Origin of the sequence: Granulicella sp. S156 (genome assembly GCF_009766105.1) — a bacterium.
Lineage (GTDB): Bacteria > Acidobacteriota > Terriglobia > Terriglobales > Acidobacteriaceae > Granulicella.
Genome location: NZ_LMUH01000026.1, coordinates 243,893 through 261,889 on the forward strand (window position 1 = coordinate 243,893; position 17,997 = coordinate 261,889).

Sequence of the window (17,997 nt, forward strand, 5' to 3'; positions counted from 1 at the left end):
GCCTTCTGGAGAGTCGTTATTTCGAAGCAATTTCTAACTGCTCACAAAGCTAGACTTTTTCAGCACCCTCTAAAGCCCTTTCTGGTCGGACCTTGTTTCCGCGGCCTAAAGGTCACTGCTATTCCCAAGAGCAGCAGCAACGACAAATACATCGATTTGTCAGTCACCACCTAGTGGACAGCTGCCTCCATATGCTTCGGCGGTTTCTTTAACAGCAACGCCATCGGAACCATGCACGCGCAGAAGAGCGAAAGCATCAGGATGACGTCGATATAAGAGAGGACGCTCGCTTGCGCCTGCAGCGTCTGGTAGAGACGGCCCATCGCGAACCGTTGCGCATCTGCTAGAGACGCCGTGTGCTGCAGAGACTGTTGTACGAGCGCGTGATATTGATTCAGCCATGCAGGACTGCTTCCATATACGTTCGCGGCAAGATACTGCTGATGCACCTGCTGATGCCGCGCAAGCACCGTTGTAAAAAGGGAAGTTCCGGCCGAGCCGCCGATATTGCGCGCCAGGTTCGCCAGTCCGGAGACGTCGTTATTCTTGCCCGGCTCTATGCCCACGTACGCGAGCGTATTGATGGGGACAAAGAGGAAGGCGAGACCGATGGACTGATAGAAGCGCAGAAAAGAGACGTACCGGAAGCTCATCTGCAGATCGAGAGTCGTCATGTGATACAAGGTCACGGCTAACGCCGTGAACCCAAACATGATGAGATAACGTCCGTCGATCCGGGAGATGAGGATGCCGACGATAGGCATGCAGATAATGGTTGCAAGGCCGCCGGCGGACATGGCCATCCCAGCAATCTCGGCCGTATAGCCCATCAACGACTGCAGGAACTGAGGCAGCAGCACGGTTGTAGCGTAAAGGGTCAGGCCCAGCATGAACATCATCAGGAACGAGACCGCGAAGTTTCGATTTTTGAATAATCGGAGATCGAGGATCGGGCGTTTTCCTGTATGAATCTGCCATAGCTCCCAGCCGACAAGAGAGAGCAACCCGATGACGAACATAACGCTAAAGATCACGATAAAGTGCGAGGCAAACCAATCGTCCTCCTGGCCTTTGTCCATCACAACTTCCAGGGTGCCGAAGGTAAGCGCAACCAGGCCGAAGCCGATGAGGTCCAATCGGAAGCCTCCGCGCTTTGCCTCCGCTACTTCGCGCTTGATCCGAGGCGTGTCTTCCACCAGGCGGTGCGTCAGCGTGAGCGACAGTATGGCAATAGGGATATTGATGAAGAAGATCCATCGCCAGTTGTAGTTGTCCGTGATCCATCCGCCCAGCGTTGGCCCGATGATTGGTGCCGTGATGACGGCTAGGCCGTAAAGCGCAAACGCTTGCCCTCGCTTTGCGGGAGGGAACGTATCGGCAAGGATCGACTGCTCGGACGGTTGCAGGCCCCCACCCCCAAGCCCCTGCAACACCCGAAAGAAGAGCAACATGGGAAGAGATGTAGCCAGCCCGCACAACAGAGAACTGACTCCGAAGATGACCACACAGGTCATGTAAAAGCGCTTTCGGCCAATGATGCTCCCCAGATACGCCCCCAGCGGCAGCACGATCGCATTGGCCACCAGGTAAGAGGTAATCACCCACGTGGACTCATCCGCGGAGGCTCCCAGTGAGCCTGCAATATGGGGCAGCGCTACATTTGCAATGGAGGTATCCAGTACTTCCATGATCGTAGCGAGCGTCACGGTGATCGCGATGATCCACGGATTGTGCTTCGGTGTATAGATCTCGTCCATTGTGTCGGTGTCCGTTTTTGAGGAGTTTCTTCAGTTACGTTGCATCCGCGCGGTTAGGGGGATACCTTTCTTGAAGAGGCGCAGACTGTTTTGCGTAAAATATATCAATCGATAGATATGATGGAAAAAGATCAGCATAAGATTCGGAAAGTTCAGGCTCGCGGGGAAGAGACCAAAAAGCGCCTGCTGGAGGCTGCAACCAGGCTCTTCAGCGAACGGGGCTTTGATGGGGTTTCAACCCGCGACATCGCCGCGGAAGCCGAGACCACACTTCCTTCGATCCCACATCACTTTGAATCGAAGGAAGGCATCTATCAGGCAGTACTGGCAAGCATTGCCGAAGAGATAACGGCTCGCCTGGCGACTGCGTCTGCCAGGGCGATGGACGTTTTGAGCAAAAAGGATGCGACCAAGCGGGAGAAGTTAGAAGCCCTGGACCATCTGCTGAGCACTCATGCGCGCTCCATTCTCCAGAGCCGGCCTGAATGGGCCCGTCTTATGGTCCATGAGCAACTGCATCCCTCTGCGGCACTGACGCCCATCACCCGGGTTCTCGAGCAGTACCTGGTAGGGCCTCTGGCCAAGCTGATTGCGGATCTGCGTGGCCTTCATGTGAAGTGCGTAGAAGTCAGGCTGGAAGCCCTGGTCTTGGTCGGACGCATCCTGATCTTTCGCACGGCCCGGCATTCCAGCCTGCATATTATGGGTTGGGAGGAGTTCACTCCGTCCCGGATCGAACGGATCATTGAGATGCTGAGCAGCAATCTTTATCGTCTTTTTCCGAAAGGCGATTGAAGGCGGATGCATTCAAAGCCACCGCCTTCGTCTCGGAATATATCTGCAGAAGAACTACCGCAGCTCCGCCGTCCGCAGAAAATCGAAACTGCCACCAGGATTCAACGTCACGTTCGTCAGCCGTGTCGAATGCACGATTTCATTGTTTGGGTACCACAACGGAATCGCGGGCAGATCGTTGGCGAGAATCTGCTGTACTTCGATATAGGCACGCCTCCGCACATCCTGGTCTGTCGAGGCGTTGGCCGCCTGCAACAGGGCATCGACACGTGCGTTGGCGTAGTGCCCGCGATTACCGCCCTTCGGCGGAAACATGCTGGACGCAGAGGTATAGCGGAAGATATCCGGATCCTCGTTCGAGCCGATCCAGCGCAGGATGTACATCTGGAACGAGCCTTTGGTGATGTCCGAGTAGAACGTGGCGAACTCAGACGAACGTAGTGACAGCTCGATACCGGCCGCGCGCATCTCCTCCTGCATAGCCTGCGCCTCCAGCCGTGTTGTCTCATCAGTGGAGGTCTTCAACGTGAACCGCAGCCGGATCCCGTTCTTGTCCGGCTTCAATCCAGCTTCGTCGAGCAGCCGAAGCGCGCGCGCTATGTCATGTGGATATTGTGGCAGAGCTGCATCGCTTGCCGCAGCCCAGTGGGCCGGAGGCAGCAGCGTCTCTGCGGGGCGAGCCTGTCCTCGCCACAGTGCCGCAATCAGCGCATCTTTATCGATCGCGCAAGCGATCGCCTGCCGGACCCTCGGATCACGCAGTGCCGGGTCCGTCACGTTGAAATTGGCATAGATCACCCACGCACTGGGACCGCTCTCTGTGTGCAGATTCGGCAGCCCTTGCAGCGCATGGACCATGTCGGGCGTAATGACATTACTCTCTACATCGCCCGAGCCCTTCTTCATCTCCAGCGCCGTGGTGATGGTGTCGGGAATTATTTCGAAGCGCACGCGCGCGATCTTCGGCGCCCCGGCCCAGTACTCCGGGTTGCGTTCGATGACCACCTCTTTGTCTTGCACTTGGCTGACGAACTTGTAGGGCCCCGTTCCCACCGGATGCAACCCTTCGTCGCTCCCGGCGCCTTTTTCTACGACGCCGAACAGCCCATCGCTCAGGTTGAAGAGCAGGCTCGGAACAGGTTCACGGGTATGTACAACCACGGTCAGCGGATCGCGGACATCAACGCCAGCTACATTCGCAAAGGCCCCACCCTTGGCGGTGATCAACGCACCGTTGGTCATGCTGCGGATCGACCATGCAACATCGTCAGCGGTGAGCGGCTTCCCATCATGAAAACGCACGCCGCCGCGCAGATGAAAGACCCAGGTCAGCAGATCGGGCCGCTCCCAACTGGTTGCGAGCCAGGGTTGAAGGTTGGAGTGGTCATCCTTGCGTACCAGCGGGTCATAGATCAACTCGCCCACACGCTCGCTCTGCGCATCGGTGCCCTGGCGCACATCAAGGTTGTTTGGCGAGCTTTCGATAATGAAGTGCAGTGTGTCGCGATCCATCGACGCATGTTCGTTACACGCAGCCAGCGGCAGCAATGTTCCCATCGCTAAAAGCCAGCAAAGACGCTTCATGCGAGCGAAATCCTTCCGAGGATGACGGGACGCTCCGCACCCGTAGCCGAAGGTACATTGCCCGATAGGCCATGCCACGTGAGCCAGCCCATCAGAGCGAAGGCCGCGGCCTCTTTGGCTTCCGTAGCAAGCCCTTCCTCTTCCGTGGTTGCGACCCGCACCCCCAATGCCGCAAAGCCTTCGCGCAGCTTGCGCATCAGGGTCGCGTTGCGTGTCCCTCCGCCTGCGGCGAACATCTCGGTTGCGTGTGCTTTTTGTCCGAGATGCGGAAGGCAGAAGCGCTGGTAGGCGTCGAGAATAGTCTCCGCTGTAAAGGCTGTAGCCGTCGCGATCACATCCTGTTTGCGCGCGCCTTCGCGCTCGCACAATCCAAGGAAACGTGTGACGAACGCCTCTCCATACTCTTCACGACCGCACGACTTCGGCGGCGGGGCAGAGAAGTAGCTCGCCTTCATCAGCGTTGCAACGACGCTATCGAAAACCTTGCCCCGCGCTCCGACCGCGCCGTCTTTGTCGAAGCGGCGGCCATAGAGTTGCTTCATGCAGGCATCGACGATCATGTTGGCCGGGCCTGTATCGAAGGCCAACACCTCGTCCACGGAACAACCCGCCGGCAGCGCTGTAACGTTGGCAATGCCGCCCAGGTTGAGCAGCAGCCGGTTCTTTGCCGCGTGACGAAACAGGCAGAAGTCCAGCATTGGCACCAGCGGTGCGCCTTGTCCTCCGGCAGCCATATCCGCTGGACGGAAATCACTGACCACTGGCACACGCAGACGCTCAGCGATCAACGACGGCTCGCCAATCTGCCACGTACACCGCACCGGTTGGCCAAGATACGGTGCTGCTGTGCCCTGGTGATAGACCGTCTGACCATGGCACGCAATAAGCTGCGGTTTCAACTTCAGTTCGCGGGCCGTAACCGCAACACACTCCGCATATACAGCACCAAGCCGCCATGAAAGCCGCGTGAGCTCCGCCGCGCTCGTCTGTTTTGCATCCATCGCCGCGAGCACCGCAGTGCGCAGTTTGGCATCGTAGGCAAACGAACGATGTCCCAGCACCTTCACGCGCGGCGCACCACCCTTACGCAATGCAGGCGAGATACGGCAGATCGCAACATCGACACCATCGGCTGAGGTCCCACTCATCACACCCGCAATGGTCAGGGCCTTTACCGCTTTGCCCTCTAATCCCTGCCTTTTCATCCGCCGCCTTTCAACTCACGTTGCAACTCTGCAATCAGTTGAAGCGCCTCACGAGGCGTCAGTCCATCCACGTCGGTCTGCTCGATGCGGTCGACGATTCGCTGCGACAGTGGCGTGAACATGGTCATCTGCATCGAAGCCTCACGCTCGGCAACAGGGGCTGCCTCGCGCACCTGTTGCGACTCGGCGCGCTCGTGCACGCGCAACACCTGCCGCGCGCGTTCAATCACAGCCCCAGGAAGTCCCGCGAGCCGCGCTACTTCGATGCCATAGCTCTTGTTGGCCGCGCCCGCTTCGACGGTATGCAGAAAGACGATGCCACCGCCGCTCTCGCGCACAGTGACACGGACGTTCTGCAGGCGCGCCAGCCGGTCTGCGAGCAGCGTGAGCTCGTGATAATGCGTCGCGAACAACGTCCGAGCTCCGATCTCATTGTGCAGATGCTCAACCGTCGACCACGCGAGTGAGAGGCCGTCATAGGTCGCGGTACCTCGCCCCATCTCGTCGAGCAGCACCAGCGAACGCGCCGTCGCTGTGTTAAGGATGGCGGCCGTCTCCGTCATCTCGACCATAAAGGTCGAACGCCCACGTGCCACATTGTCGCTTGCGCCGATTCGGGTATAGACGCGGTCGACCAGGCCCAGCCGCATGCGCTCTGCGGGCACAAAGCAGCCGCACTGCGCCATGATGACTAACAGCGCTGCCTGACGCAGATACGTACTTTTACCACCCATGTTCGGCCCGGTGATCAGCAGCAGGGAAGGGCCATGGGCCTCACCCCCGAGGGCTTCCAGATGCAACGAGTTCGGAATGAACCGCCCACCCCCGCTCTCTTCCAATCTCTGTTCAACGACGGGATGCCGCGCCGCAACAAACTCCAGCACCTCACTCGCATCGACCTGTGGTCTCACCCAGTCGCGCATCGCCGCAAGATGCGCGAAGCAGCCCAGCAGGTCAATCTCCGCCACGCGCCGCGCGGTCTCGCGAACCCGTGTGGCATTCGTCAGAAGCTGACGCCGCAGCTCCGCGAAGATCTTGCGTTCGATTTCACCGGAGCGTTCCTGCGCGGTGAGAATCTTTGTCTCAAGCTCTTTCAGTTCCGGCGTGGTGAAGCGCTCGGCATTCACCAGCGTCTGCTTGCGCTCGTAGTCGGCGGGTACCGACTTGGCATTCGCCTTGGTAACCTCGAGGTAATAACCGAAGACAGAGTTAAACCGCACCTTCAGCGAGCCGATGCCGGTACGCGCCCGCTCACGTTCTTCAATGGCGGCAATGCGCTGGCGGCCGCTCGTCGAAAGCCCGCGCAGCTCATCCAGCTCCGCATCGACGCCCTCTCGAATAGCCCCGCCATCGCTCAGTGAAACCGGAGGCTCGTCGACCAGCGTGCGCACGATCATCTCGCTCAGGTCGTCGAGCGTATCGAGTTTGGCGGCAAGAAACGCCCAGCGGCCCGACGGCGATGTTGCGGCAAACTCTGCAACCACAGCGCGCAGTCCCGGCAGCCGCGCCAGCGTGGCGCCAAGCCCAACGACCTCACGCGGCCCAGCGGAGTCCAGCGACACACGGCCCAGCAATCGTTCAAGGTCGAGCACGCCATCCATCGCTCGCCGCAGACCCTCGCGTCGGCGGATGTCGCTGGCAGCCTCCGCAACGGCATCGAGGCGTTCATTGATCTCCGCAAGTGACTGCATCGGTCGCAGCAACTGCGCACGCAGCAGGCGCTTGCCCATCGGCGTACAGCAGGCGTCCAGCGTGTAGAAAAGCGTCGTCCGCGGACCTTCACTGCTGAACAGCGGATCGACGAGCTCGAGATTGCGCACGCTTACAGCATCGAGCTCCAGGCAATCCCGCTTCTCGTAAAAGCGCAGGGTGTCGAGATGCTCCAGTGCACCCTGCTTGGTCGTGCGCAGATAGTGCACAATTCCGCCCGCAGCAACTGCCGCCGCGGCATGGTTAGCCAACCCCAGTCCATCGAGCGAGTGCACCCGAAGCTGCTGCCGCAGCAGCGGCACAGCATAATCCTCGGTGAAGACCCACTCTTCTACTTCGGTCCGCGCGCCGCCGATATCGGAGGTTGCGGACTCTTCCTTCGCTTCAACGTCCTCGCTTTTATGTAAATCAGCTGGGTTATTTTCCCGCAGAGAAGTCTGTCGCACGCTCTGCGTTGTCTTGGCCCCGAAGCCGCCAGCGCCTCGGGCAAAGATCAACTCCGCTGGCCGCAGCCGCGCCAGTTCATCCAGCGCCAGCGCCCAGGCATTCGCCCCGCCAAACTCGGTCGCACAGAACTCGCCGGTCGAGAGGTCGATAGCCGCAACACCCACACTCCCCGCACCGACTCCGGCGACGCTCGCTAGCCACTGGCTCTCACTCGCAGCCAACGTCGGATCAAGCGCTGTCCCAGGCGTGAGCACGCGCGTAACCTCGCGGCGAACGATGGTTTTGGTCGCCTTGGGGTCCTCCATCTGTTCGCACAGCGCCACCCGATAGCCGAGCCGCAGCAATCGCTGCAGATACGTCCCCGCCGAGTGGTACGGTACGCCGCACATAGGCACGGACTTCGTCTTGTCGCGCGAAGTCAGGGTCAGTTGCAGCTCGCGCGCAGCCACAATAGCGTCTTCATAGAACAGCTCGTAGAAATCCCCAAGCCGGAAGAAGAGCAGAGCGTCGGGGTGTGCATCTTTGGCAGCGCGGTACTGCCGCATCACTGGTGTTAGTCCAGCTTCGTTCGCGATTTCGTTGGTCGTTGTCATCGTTAATACAGGAAAGGTCAGAATACCGGATACCAGGCCTGAGCATTTCTTGTTCTCAACCCAACGATCCATCCCAAAAACGAGATGTCTGTTTCGCGTTTTCCGTCTACACTGACAGGAATGATCCAGATTCCCATGTCCGACGCGCAATATGCCGCCGCCGCAGTGCGGCTTCGCAACAACGGCATCGACCTTGTGGGGACCTCCGGCACGCTCACCAAAGACGGCATTACCGCAACCTACGCGCACGCCGACGGCAAGCTGACCATCGAGATCGTCGACCGCCCCAACCTCCTGCCGCTCAGCCTCATCGAAGGCAAACTGCAGGCCTATCTGGAGCAGAGCGTGGCCTACGACACCAACCGCTCAGCTGGGTAGCCCCCTTCCGCCAGTTATTCTGGGAATCCCCAGTCGCCATCGCTGAGGCTTCAACGTTGGGTAGCACCCCTTCCGCCAGCTATACTGGACTATCGCGGCAAATCCTTCGCTGCGTCACTGTCGAATGTCTCTCCTCTGGCTCCGAGTCGCGGCTCTTCTCTACGGCATAGCCGCGCTTGCGGTGCTGCCCGCGGCCCTCTATAACCGGCCGCGCTGGCGCCATGTGGCAGTCCCTGCGGCACTCGCCGGAGCATTCTTCCACTTCGTCTCCATCGCCGAAACCTTCTATGCCGCCCACCGCGCCCTGCCGGTGGACACGCACGAGACCCTCTCCATGCTCGGCCTTCTGCTGGCCGCTGCGTTTCTTCTGCTGGCGGCCAGATACCGCACGGTGTCATTCGGCATCTTCCTGCTGCCGGTCGCCGTGCTGCTGACCATCGTTCCCGCCTTCCGGCCCGGGCACGAGACCATCGCCTATCCCTTCGTCGGCACTATTTGGCTATTCCTGCACGTGGCGCTCCTGCTGGCGGCCTACGCGGCGTTATTTCTCTCGCTCATCGCGAGCCTGTTGTATCTCATCCAGGAGCGCCTGCTGAAGCAGAAACGCGCCAGCCAGCAACCTACATGGCTGCCTCCGCTCGAAACCACCGACCAGATCGCGCTGAAGTCGCTCCTCTTCGGCCTGCCCTGCATGACCGCAGGCCTGCTGATTGGTTCGGTTATCGCGCTGCAGACCATTGGCCCGACATTCTTCGCCGACCCCAAGGTGCTGCTCTCCTTCGCGATGTGGGTCGCGTACATGCTGATGATCTTCATCCGTCGCCACAGCGGCCTGCGTGGCCGCCGAGCAGTGTACCTGTCCAGCTTCGTCTTCCTGGTCGTGCTCGCGGTGTGGGCGGCGAATCAGCTCTCCGCCGTACACAGGTTCAAGGCGCCATGAGCGAGCTTAAGAAAAATTCGGGCTCTTTGCTGCTGCTCGGCGTGAACCACACGACCGCGCCGCTCGATGTGCGCGAGCGCCTCGCCATTCCTGTGTCACGCCTGGCGGATGCGACGCGGACGCTCGCCCACCAGCCCGGCGTGCGCGAAGCGCTCATTCTTTCCACCTGCAACCGCGTCGAGCTGCTGACCGTGCAGGACGATGTAGTCGCAGCAGCCGTGCCGCCTATGGGCATGCTGCGCTTTCTGCACGACTACCTCAACCTTCCCGCCAACGAGATCGAGCCGCACGTCTACGAGTTCCGCGAGCGCGAAGCGATTCGGCACCTCTTTCGCGTGGCCAGCTCCCTCGATTCCATGGTCGTAGGAGAGCCGCAGATCCTCGGCCAGGTCAAGGAATCGTGGACAGTAGCGCGCGAGGTTGGAGCGGTCAAATCCACGCTCGACCCCCTATTGCAGCGCGCGTTCTCCGTCGCCAAGAAGGTGCGCACGGAGACACAGATCGGCAGCTCAACCGTCTCCATCGCCTCAGTGGCTGCTGAACTTGCGCGCAAGATCTTCGGCTCGCTCAGCGGCAAGACGGTTCTGATCGTCGGTGCCGGCAAGATGAGCGACCTGGCCGCACGCCACCTCATCCAGCAGGGCGCGACGACGCTGCTGGTCTCGAACCGCACCGAAGCCCGCGCCGAAAAGATCGCCGACTCGCTGCGCACGCCCGCCATCACCACCGGCGTCATCCCGTTCGATCAGCTCCACGAGCAGTCGCACCGCGCCGACATCGTCATCACCAGCACCGGTGCGGGACACGTCTTTACCCCTGCCCACGCCCGCGCGTTGTTGCACCGACGCCGCAACCGCCCAATCTTCTTCATCGACATCGCCGTGCCCCGCGACGTCGCGCCCGAGATCAACAATCTCGAAGGCTGCTTCGTCTACGACATGGATGACCTTCAACAGGTCGCCGCGCAGAACCAGGCCGTCCGCAGCCGTGAGGCCGAAGCCGCGGAGTCCATCGTAAGCCGCGAGGTCGAGCGCTACGGCGAACGCCTCGCCCAAGCACCCGCGACGGAAGCCATCAAACAGCTTCTGCTCGACGCCGAAACCCTGCGTCAGCAAGAGCTCGCCCGCACCGCCCAGCGTCTCTCACCACAGCCGCTCACCCCAGAGCAGCTAGCCGCCATCGACGCCCTGACAAAGTCGCTCACCGCCAAGCTCCTGCACCCGCAGATTGCAGCCCTGCGCGAAGCAGCAAACACCCCCGATCCCGACGAATAAACCGGGTACCCCACCTCTAAACCGGGTGCCCCATCTTCGACGCGCGCTTTTTGCGCGGCTAAGGTGGGTATCGCCCAAAGGGCGACCGCTCCCGCCCCTCTCTATTTCACGTATGACGTACGTATCGTCGCTCCAAATCCTCATCAAGAATCTGGCTCCGGTACTTGGCCTACCCCTGCAACGCCGCCATCCGAAAATCCCGCGTCTCCAGCACCCTCTTCGGATACCCATTCCGAGCCACCGCAATCATCGCGCGGCCAAGCTCCTCTGTGCTCGTCGCCATACCCGGAGCAACGCGCCTTATCAGCGGATACGCCCACGACAGCGCCGCATAGATACCGTTGTACCAACCCACCTTCGAACGCACCCCATGCATCGGCTGAATATATCCGGGACGAAAGCAGAAGACCCGTGCAAATGGCAGGCGTAGCAGAGCATTCTCGGTCGCACCCTTCACCCTCGCCCACATGCTGCGGCCCTTTTCGGTGCTATCGGTGCCTGCACCAGAGACATACACAAACGTCCTCAAGCTCCCACGCTGTGCCAGTATCTCCGCAACGCCAAGCGTGAGATCGTACGTCGTCCGGCGATAGTCAGCCTCTTTCATGCCGACCGAAGAGACCCCCAGGCAGAAGAAGCAGGCATCATACCCGTCAAAGCGTTCTTCGACGCCACTCCAATCGAAGAAGTTCTCATGTGCCAACTCCTCAACCTTGGCCGAGGTAACACCCATCGTCTTGCGCACCACGAGCAGCACACGCTCCACCTTGGCATCCTCGATGCACTCGCGCAGAACGCCTTGCCCCACCATGCCGGAACCGCCAAAAAGAATCACTCGCATGGTTATCAGACTGGACCGTTATGAGGCGAGATGCAATTTCTCGCAAGTCAGCATGCGTGAAGGTATTGCACGCTTGCCCGGCGTATCCTAGATCTGTGACTACCCCAACTATCCGAATCGGTTCGCGCGGCTCGCAGCTCGCGCTCTGGCAGGCCAACCACATCGCCGCACAGCTCCGTGAGCGCGGCCATGCGGTCGAGATCGAAGTCATCCGCACGGTCGGCGACCGCATGCAGGACGCCTCCTTCGTCGCCCCCGCCACCTTTCCCGACGGCACCGCACTCGACGCCAAGGGCATCTTCATCAAGGAGATCGAAGACGCACTTGCCGCCGGCAAGATCGACCTAGCGGTGCACTCGCTCAAAGATCTCCCCACCACGCTCGACCCGCGCTTCACCCTCGCGGCTATCCCTCCTCGCGCTGACGCTCGCGACGCCTTCGTCTGCGAAGACCACTGGGGACTGCACATGCTGCCTATGGGCTCGCGTATCGGCACCAACAGCCCACGCCGCCAGGCAATGCTGCTGGCCCTGCGCCCCGATCTGGAGTTCGTCGAGATGCGCGGCAACATCGACACACGCCTGCGCAAATGGTCGGAGGGCCAGGCCGACGCCCTGGTGCTCGCCAGCGCCGGGCTCGACCGCATCGGCCGCACCGAGAACGTTCACCAGCGCTTCTCGGTCGACGAACTGACCCCCGCGCCTGGCCAGGGAGCGCTCGCCCTCGAGACCCGATGTCCCTTGCATCCGCTCGACACCGAGGACCCTACTCGCGACCCCGCGATCCATGCCGCCATCCGCGCGCTCAACGATCCCGCCACCGAGTACGCCACCCAGGCCGAGCGTACCGTGTTGCACGCACTCGGTGGAGGCTGCCAGCTTCCAGTCGGCGCGTTCTGCCACACGGCGGACGAACAAAGGCACTTGCACGCGATGGTCGTCTCGCCTGACGGCGAGCAGGTCGTCCACTTCGTGCAGCGCGCACGGCTCGATATGTCGCCGTGCGAACTGGGAGCCGCTGTCGCCGCCGAACTCACCGCCCGCGGCGCCCTGGAACTCCTACAGGAATCTGCAGCCGCGTAGCCTTGTTTTTGCCGTTGTTTGTTTCTCGCCGCTGTTTGTTTCTCGCTGTTGTCTGTTTTTAGTCGTTGTTTGTTTTTCGCCGTCACCCTGAAGCGTAGCTGAAGGACCCCCGCATTTGGTCGTTGCACCGATGCGAGGGCCTTCAGCTACGCTCTTTGTTGCACGTTGCTCTGCGTCCCCGTATTGACTAAAAATTACCTGCAAAGGGTCAAGCCCCTACATCAGAGCCTCGGGTGGCACAGACCCAGCCCCAAAGGGGCGGGATATCGCGGCTGCACGATAGGCTGCGCTTACAACGCTCGATATCCTTTGCCACTCGACCCAAGGTGGATGCATTTCGCGTTTCTGTGGACCATCCAACGATATTGCTGTCGAGAACGCATTCTCGATAGAATAGAGCCTGATGGAACTCCAACTTGAAATCGCAAACAAACCGGCCCCGGCAATATGGGCTGACCGTATGGGAATCTGGGCCTCGGCACTGTGCATCGTCCACTGTCTACTCACGCCTATCCTTCTCTCGATGTCAGCAGTCTTCGCACACTTTCTCCCCTCCGAGGAGCGGACGCATCGCTCGCTTGCAGTGTTCATTGCATTTGTCGGTGCTATCGCGCTTATCCGGGGCTTTCGAGCGCATCGGCGAGCCCGCGTGATTGGCCTGATGGCCGCTGGGTTAGCCTGTATCTTCTTCGCTGCATATCAGGGCGATCACCTGCCTGCCCACTGGGCTGAGGTGGGAATCACCTTTCTCGGCAGTGTCCTGATGATCTCAGCTCATCGCCTGAACCACACCTTTTGCAAGGACTGCGCCTGCACCAGACGATAGGGCGGGGTTTTTAAATTCCCACCACAAACCTGTCATCTCGACCGAAGTGCGGGGTCCCCGGCGAACGAGTTCTTTGTTCGCTGGGGTGCAAGCCCAATGGCGTTATCGTTGGGCGTAGTGGAGAGACCTGCATGTTGCAGAGCGCGATGCGAATGTTTGTGGCGCGCTCTGCATCAAGACCTGCAGCTTGCCTATGCAGGTACAACCGCCTGCGCGGACAACCTGCGGGTCTCTCCGCTACGGCGGCAAAATGCGCCACCTCCGGTCGAGATGACAACGTAGAGGTAGGTTCAAGAAGAACGCGGCACACAATTGGGGACGCGACCCAAACCGTCAGGAGTGAGCAGATCTCTACAGCTTGGCCGCCTGCTTCGCCGTCATCTCTTCCCACAGCCTGAACCCACCTTTGACAGCGTTCTCATTGGATCCCAGCACAATATGCTGCGGAAGATCTTTCATCAGCTTGGCATTGCCACCGCCCAGCAACACGTTATCGCAAACCATCGCCGCTCGCAGCAGTTCGATGATATTGAGCACCGATTGACGCCAGCGCTTCTTGCCGCGATGTTCCAGTCCGGCCAGCCCGATGTACTGCTCATACGTGCGGCCTTTCTTGTAGGGAAGATGCGCGAGCTCCAGCGGCACGACAACGCCATCCAGCACCATCGCCGATCCCAGCCCGGTCCCTGTGCCGATAAATAGCATGCGTCCGCTCTTGTAGCCGCCGAGCGCCTGCATCGCCGCGTCGTTGATAAAGCGGAGTGGCTTGCCGAAGGCCTTGTCGTAGTCGAACTTCACCCATCCTGCGCCCAGGTTGTGCGGCTCGGCAATCGGGCGATGGTTCACCACAGGGCCCGGATACCCAATGGATATGCGGTCGTAGCGCCACTTCTTGGTCGCAGCCAGCACCTGAGTGCACATGCTCTCCGCGGTCATTGCCGGCCCGGAAGGGATCTTGATGGGAACAGGAGCATCCGTCGATGCCACCTTTACATTCGTGCCGCCTATGTCGATTACCAAAACTCTCATGTGGGGAAAATAGTATCAGTTGCTCGCGCCTGCACTGCTCTTTCCCGTGTCTGAGCTGCTCGGTCTGTAGCTGCGCGCAGCCTTGGCAACCTCGCTGACGACCTCAGGCTCGTTCAAAATCTCGTGCCCCTTATTCGGAATCTCGATCATTGAGGCGGATATTCCTTGCCCCTTGGCCTTCGCGACATAGGCTTGTGCATACTGCGGCAGAGTAATGGGGTCGTCGGCTCCGGAGATGGCGGTTACCTCTGTTCCGTGCTGCATCTGGTCCAGCGTCTGCAGGGGCGAGAGGCTATGCACGGGAAGCAGCCACAGCGGAGCCCACTGCGCGTGCGCCATGTGCTGTCGGAACGCAGGAACATCGCAAGGACAGCCGACCAGAAAAGCATGCTGCACCAGGCCTGGATGGAGCGCCGCCACGTTGGCCGTGACCGCCGCACCGCCGGAGTGCCCTATCAGGATGACGCTGGACGCTCCCCACTGCGATTTAAGGTCTTGAATAGCGGCCGCAACGTCGTTCACAACCTCGGGGGTGTAGTTCTCGCCGGAAGAAAATCCTCTATCCCCATCTGATTTCGCTCCATAGGGATCGCCATAACCCGGCCTCAACAGCGCAGCCACACGCGTCCCCGGAGCAGCATTCGCCACATCCGACGCGAACGCATACTGATATCTCGGATTCACAAAAGGGGCATCGCCGTGCAGCACGACCACCAGTGGTGCCGCCGGGTCCGGCGTTCCGGTCAGATAGACCCGTCCTGCAATGCGGTGATCCGTCGTGCCTACGAGGAGAGCACTCCCACCGGCCGTGGACGCAGGCCGCGAGGGCGCAAAGGTGCCACGCACGGCAACGAGCTGGTATCCCCACATCCCGAGGAAAATTACGACAATAGCGACCAAAACAAGCTTCCACCAGCGCTTTACGACCTTCATTCAGTCCTCCAAAACTCCTGCTAAATACGCTTGGTTTCAGCAGCAATCAGTGTAGTGATTCATGAGCTGTCCGAAAATCAGATTGTGCGTCCCTTAGGCCCTATTCTTGCTCAACCCGGTGTGAGATATCGTGCGAAACGCGTTCCCTGGACTTGATATCGTGAGACATGAACTCTGGCAATCTACTCAGGGCTTCAATCGTCCTGCTTGCTTGCGGTGTGGCCGCTGCTCAGGAACGCGCTCAGACCGCGGAGGCAAAGCTGAGCCATCTAGCGGACCGCTTTGTGGATCAGCAACTCGCCTACGATCCAACCCTTTCTTACACAACCGGCCTTCCGACGACGGACAATAGCCGCTTCGCCGATCGCACACCCCGAGCCTTGGCAGCACTCGACGAGCAGCAACGGCACGATCTGCGTGAGCTGCACGGGATCAACGTTCACGGCCTATCTTCCAACGCACGTGCGACCTATGCGAACCTGCGGGAACAGCTGGAAGCGAATCTGCAGTTGCGGGTCTGCAGAACCGAACTATGGAACGTGAACCACTTCGATGGATGGCAATCGAGCTTTGCTGAAGTCGCAGAGCGACAGCCCGTCTCCTCGGCGGAGGATCGAAGACAGGCTCTGCAGCGATGGGCCGGCCTGCCTCGATACATTCAGGTAGAGATTGCCAATCTGAAGCTTGGCCTCGCGCAAGGGTACTCTGCCCCGCAGTCGGTAGTCCGCAGGGTCATCCAACAGATGGACGATATGGCCACTGCCGATCCCGAGAAGTCGCCCTTCTTCTCTCCGGCCCAGCGCAGTGGAGATTCGGCCTTCCAGGCATCCTTCCGGCAGCTCATCCAGGAGCAGATTAATTCGGCGCTGCGAGCCTACCGTGATTACCTGCAGGTAGAGTATCTGCCCAAAGCGCGAGAAGGTGTGGCCATATCGGATCTGCCGAACGGCACGGCTTGTTACCAGGCTTTCTTGCGCGCGAATACGACGCTGGCACGAACACCCAGAGAGGTCTTCGATCTCGGCCAGAAGACAGTGAATGCAAACGTGCTCGATGTGCAGAAGATCGGCGAGAGGCAGTTTCATAGCTCCGATCTCGCTGCCATCCTTGCCGCGATCAAGAGCAAACCTGCTGAGCACTTCCAGTCCCGGGAAGACATGCTGGCGTTCTCGCGTGATTTTCTGGAAAGAACCAAGCATAAGACGGGAGCCTCCCTGATCAGCCAGATGCCAAAGCAGGACGTCGTCATCCGGTCGCTCTCATCTTTCGAGGAGTCCGCAGGCGTTGGGTCGCGCTTTCAGCAGGAACCCAATCCGGCCAGGCCCGCGGTGTACCTGATCAACCTCAGCAATTGGAAGACGCAGACCCGCGCTGAAGCGGAGATTGTTACAGTCCACGAAACGACGCCCGGCCACTACCTGCAAAAAGCACTGGCTCAGGAGCTTCAACCGCCGACGAAACTGTCTAAGCTTGTCGACTATGCAGCCTACACAGAGGGCTGGGCTCGTTATGCGGAGGCAATGGGGGAAGAGGCGGGGATCTACGACACCGAAGACGCTGCGATCATGCGTCGCCTGTGGCCGGCGCGTGGCATGGTCGTCGATCCGGGACTGCACGCCTTTCACTGGACCCGGCAACAGGCAATCGACTACATCGTGGCCTCTGGCCGCTTCACTGCCGAGGAAGCAAACGACTACGTCGACCGTATCGCCGTCATGCCAGGACAACTAACCTCGTATGACTCCGGAGGTCTTGAGATCAAGAGGTTGCGAGAGGAAGCAAAGACCAGGTTGGGAAGCAGCTTCGACCTGCGTCGCTTCAACAAGGCTCTTCTCGAAGAGGGCGTGGTTCCTCTCAGCGAATTGCGAGTCCATGTAGAGGCCTGGATGGCCGCCGAGGAGCCAGTAAATCGAGTTACCGCTCAGACGGATAGCCGATCGCATTGACCGCCCTCAAAAAAGGCCTGTCATTTCGACCGACCAACGGGAGCGGAGAAACCCCTGTATTTTGCGGGTACGTGCATTACCGAAGCAACCAAGGCGCCGTCACTCGCAAGTGCAGGACACCCGATGCTGCTTCGGCATCGTCCCATCCATCGCCGGAATGCAATGCCCATGCGGGTCGGCCTTGGGATTGCCCAGCTTGGCCGCCATGCGCTCTTCGAACTTCTCGGAGATAAAGTGCTCCAGCCGCTCGGCCTCTTCGTGGAGCTCGTCCACCTCGTACCCCAGCACCTCGTACAGAAACGTCTCGATCAGTCGATGATGCCGCACCAGCTCCAGCGCGCGCTTCCGTCCCGCAGGGCTGAGCACCACGCCGTGGTGGCGTTCGTACAGCAGCAGCGAGTCCTGGGCAGCAGCCAGCCGCTGCAGCATGTTGGTCACTGACGCAGGCGCTACGGAGAGCCGGTCGGCAAGCTCTTTGCTGCCCACACGCCGCTGAGTGTCACCGCTCAGCGTGTAGATGGCCTTGAGATAGTCGTCCACCGACTCGCTCTCGCGAGGCCTCGGTACCGCTGCGGATTCTTTGATCGCCACTGGCATATCGTCCGCTTGCATTCTATCGCGGCATAAATTAGCCTTGCCTAAATTGATATTTAGGTG

15 protein-coding genes are annotated in these 17,997 nt (G+C 60.1%); 7 read left to right on the top strand and 8 right to left on the bottom strand.

The window, feature by feature from the left end; genetic code table 11:
* Positions 1 to 170: 170 nt before the first annotated feature.
* The gene (locus GSQ91_RS22580; protein ID WP_158824015.1) at positions 171 to 1,757 is read right to left on the bottom strand and encodes a DHA2 family efflux MFS transporter permease subunit; all 1,587 of its coding nucleotides are present in this window, start codon (positions 1,755 to 1,757) and stop codon (positions 171 to 173) included.
* Positions 1,758 to 1,874: 117 nt separating this feature from the next.
* Between GSQ91_RS22580 and GSQ91_RS22585 the strand changes: the two genes are divergently transcribed.
* On the top strand, positions 1,875 to 2,552 hold the full coding sequence (locus GSQ91_RS22585) for a CerR family C-terminal domain-containing protein (RefSeq protein ID WP_158824016.1): 678 nt from the start codon (positions 1,875 to 1,877) through the stop codon (positions 2,550 to 2,552).
* Positions 2,553 to 2,606: 54 nt separating this feature from the next.
* Here the strand turns inward: GSQ91_RS22585 and GSQ91_RS22590 are convergent, their stop codons facing one another.
* From GSQ91_RS22590 to mutS, 3 genes are read right to left on the bottom strand one after another with little or no spacing between them, the layout of a single operon-like run.
* Positions 2,607 to 4,136, bottom strand: a complete 1,530-nt coding sequence (locus tag GSQ91_RS22590; RefSeq protein ID WP_158824017.1) for an ABC transporter substrate-binding protein — start codon at positions 4,134 to 4,136, stop codon at positions 2,607 to 2,609.
* Positions 4,133 to 5,341 carry an anhydro-N-acetylmuramic acid kinase gene (locus tag GSQ91_RS22595; protein ID WP_158824018.1) on the bottom strand — a complete coding sequence of 403 codons (1,209 nt, stop codon included), beginning with the start codon at positions 5,339 to 5,341 and terminating at the stop codon, positions 4,133 to 4,135. Before GSQ91_RS22595 ends, GSQ91_RS22590 begins: the two co-directional genes overlap by 4 nt.
* Positions 5,338 to 8,091, bottom strand: coding sequence for a DNA mismatch repair protein MutS (gene mutS / locus GSQ91_RS22600; protein WP_158824019.1), 2,754 nt, complete (start codon positions 8,089 to 8,091; stop codon positions 5,338 to 5,340). Before mutS ends, GSQ91_RS22595 begins: the two co-directional genes overlap by 4 nt.
* 135 nt (positions 8,092 to 8,226) lie before the next feature.
* Here mutS and GSQ91_RS22605 point away from each other — a divergent pair, with 135 nt between their 5' ends.
* The 3 genes from GSQ91_RS22605 (at position 8,227) to hemA (ending at position 10,683) form a co-directional block, all read left to right on the top strand.
* Positions 8,227 to 8,469, top strand: coding sequence for a hypothetical protein (locus GSQ91_RS22605; protein ID WP_158824020.1), 243 nt, complete (start codon positions 8,227 to 8,229; stop codon positions 8,467 to 8,469).
* A gap of 124 nt (positions 8,470 to 8,593) precedes the next feature.
* Complete coding sequence (gene ccsA / locus GSQ91_RS22610; protein ID WP_158824021.1) at positions 8,594 to 9,409, top strand: cytochrome c biogenesis protein CcsA; 816 nt, start codon at positions 8,594 to 8,596, stop codon at positions 9,407 to 9,409.
* Complete coding sequence (gene hemA / locus GSQ91_RS22615) at positions 9,406 to 10,683, top strand: glutamyl-tRNA reductase (RefSeq protein WP_158824022.1); 1,278 nt, start codon at positions 9,406 to 9,408, stop codon at positions 10,681 to 10,683. The genes ccsA and hemA overlap by 4 nt, the downstream gene beginning before the upstream one ends.
* 169 nt (positions 10,684 to 10,852) lie before the next feature.
* Here hemA and GSQ91_RS22620 read toward each other — a convergent pair whose 3' ends face one another.
* Entirely contained in the window at positions 10,853 to 11,524 is a 672-nt protein-coding gene (locus GSQ91_RS22620; RefSeq protein ID WP_158824023.1) for an epimerase, read from the bottom strand.
* A gap of 95 nt (positions 11,525 to 11,619) precedes the next feature.
* Between GSQ91_RS22620 and hemC the strand changes: the two genes are divergently transcribed.
* Together hemC and GSQ91_RS22630 are read left to right on the top strand one after the other, a co-directional pair.
* Positions 11,620 to 12,606, top strand: coding sequence for a hydroxymethylbilane synthase (hemC, locus tag GSQ91_RS22625; protein WP_158824024.1), 987 nt, complete (start codon positions 11,620 to 11,622; stop codon positions 12,604 to 12,606).
* A gap of 403 nt (positions 12,607 to 13,009) precedes the next feature.
* Positions 13,010 to 13,432 carry a MerC domain-containing protein gene (locus tag GSQ91_RS22630; RefSeq protein ID WP_158824025.1) on the top strand — a complete coding sequence of 141 codons (423 nt, stop codon included), beginning with the start codon at positions 13,010 to 13,012 and terminating at the stop codon, positions 13,430 to 13,432.
* 351 nt (positions 13,433 to 13,783) lie between these two features.
* On the opposite strand, the gene GSQ91_RS22635 is transcribed toward GSQ91_RS22630, so the two are convergent.
* Both GSQ91_RS22635 and GSQ91_RS22640 read right to left on the bottom strand, forming a co-directional pair.
* The gene (locus GSQ91_RS22635) at positions 13,784 to 14,461 is read right to left on the bottom strand and encodes an ROK family protein (protein ID WP_158824026.1); all 678 of its coding nucleotides are present in this window, start codon (positions 14,459 to 14,461) and stop codon (positions 13,784 to 13,786) included.
* Positions 14,462 to 14,476: 15 nt separating this feature from the next.
* Positions 14,477 to 15,394, bottom strand: a complete 918-nt coding sequence (locus GSQ91_RS22640) for an alpha/beta hydrolase (RefSeq protein WP_158824027.1) — start codon at positions 15,392 to 15,394, stop codon at positions 14,477 to 14,479.
* A gap of 167 nt (positions 15,395 to 15,561) precedes the next feature.
* On the opposite strand from GSQ91_RS22640, the gene GSQ91_RS22645 reads away from it, so the two are divergent.
* On the top strand, positions 15,562 to 17,340 hold the full coding sequence (locus tag GSQ91_RS22645) for a DUF885 family protein (RefSeq protein WP_158824028.1): 1,779 nt from the start codon (positions 15,562 to 15,564) through the stop codon (positions 17,338 to 17,340).
* A gap of 99 nt (positions 17,341 to 17,439) precedes the next feature.
* On the opposite strand, the gene GSQ91_RS22650 is transcribed toward GSQ91_RS22645, so the two are convergent.
* Positions 17,440 to 17,931, bottom strand: coding sequence for a metal-dependent transcriptional regulator (locus GSQ91_RS22650; RefSeq protein ID WP_254064833.1), 492 nt, complete (start codon positions 17,929 to 17,931; stop codon positions 17,440 to 17,442).
* Positions 17,932 to 17,997 lie beyond the last annotated feature (66 nt).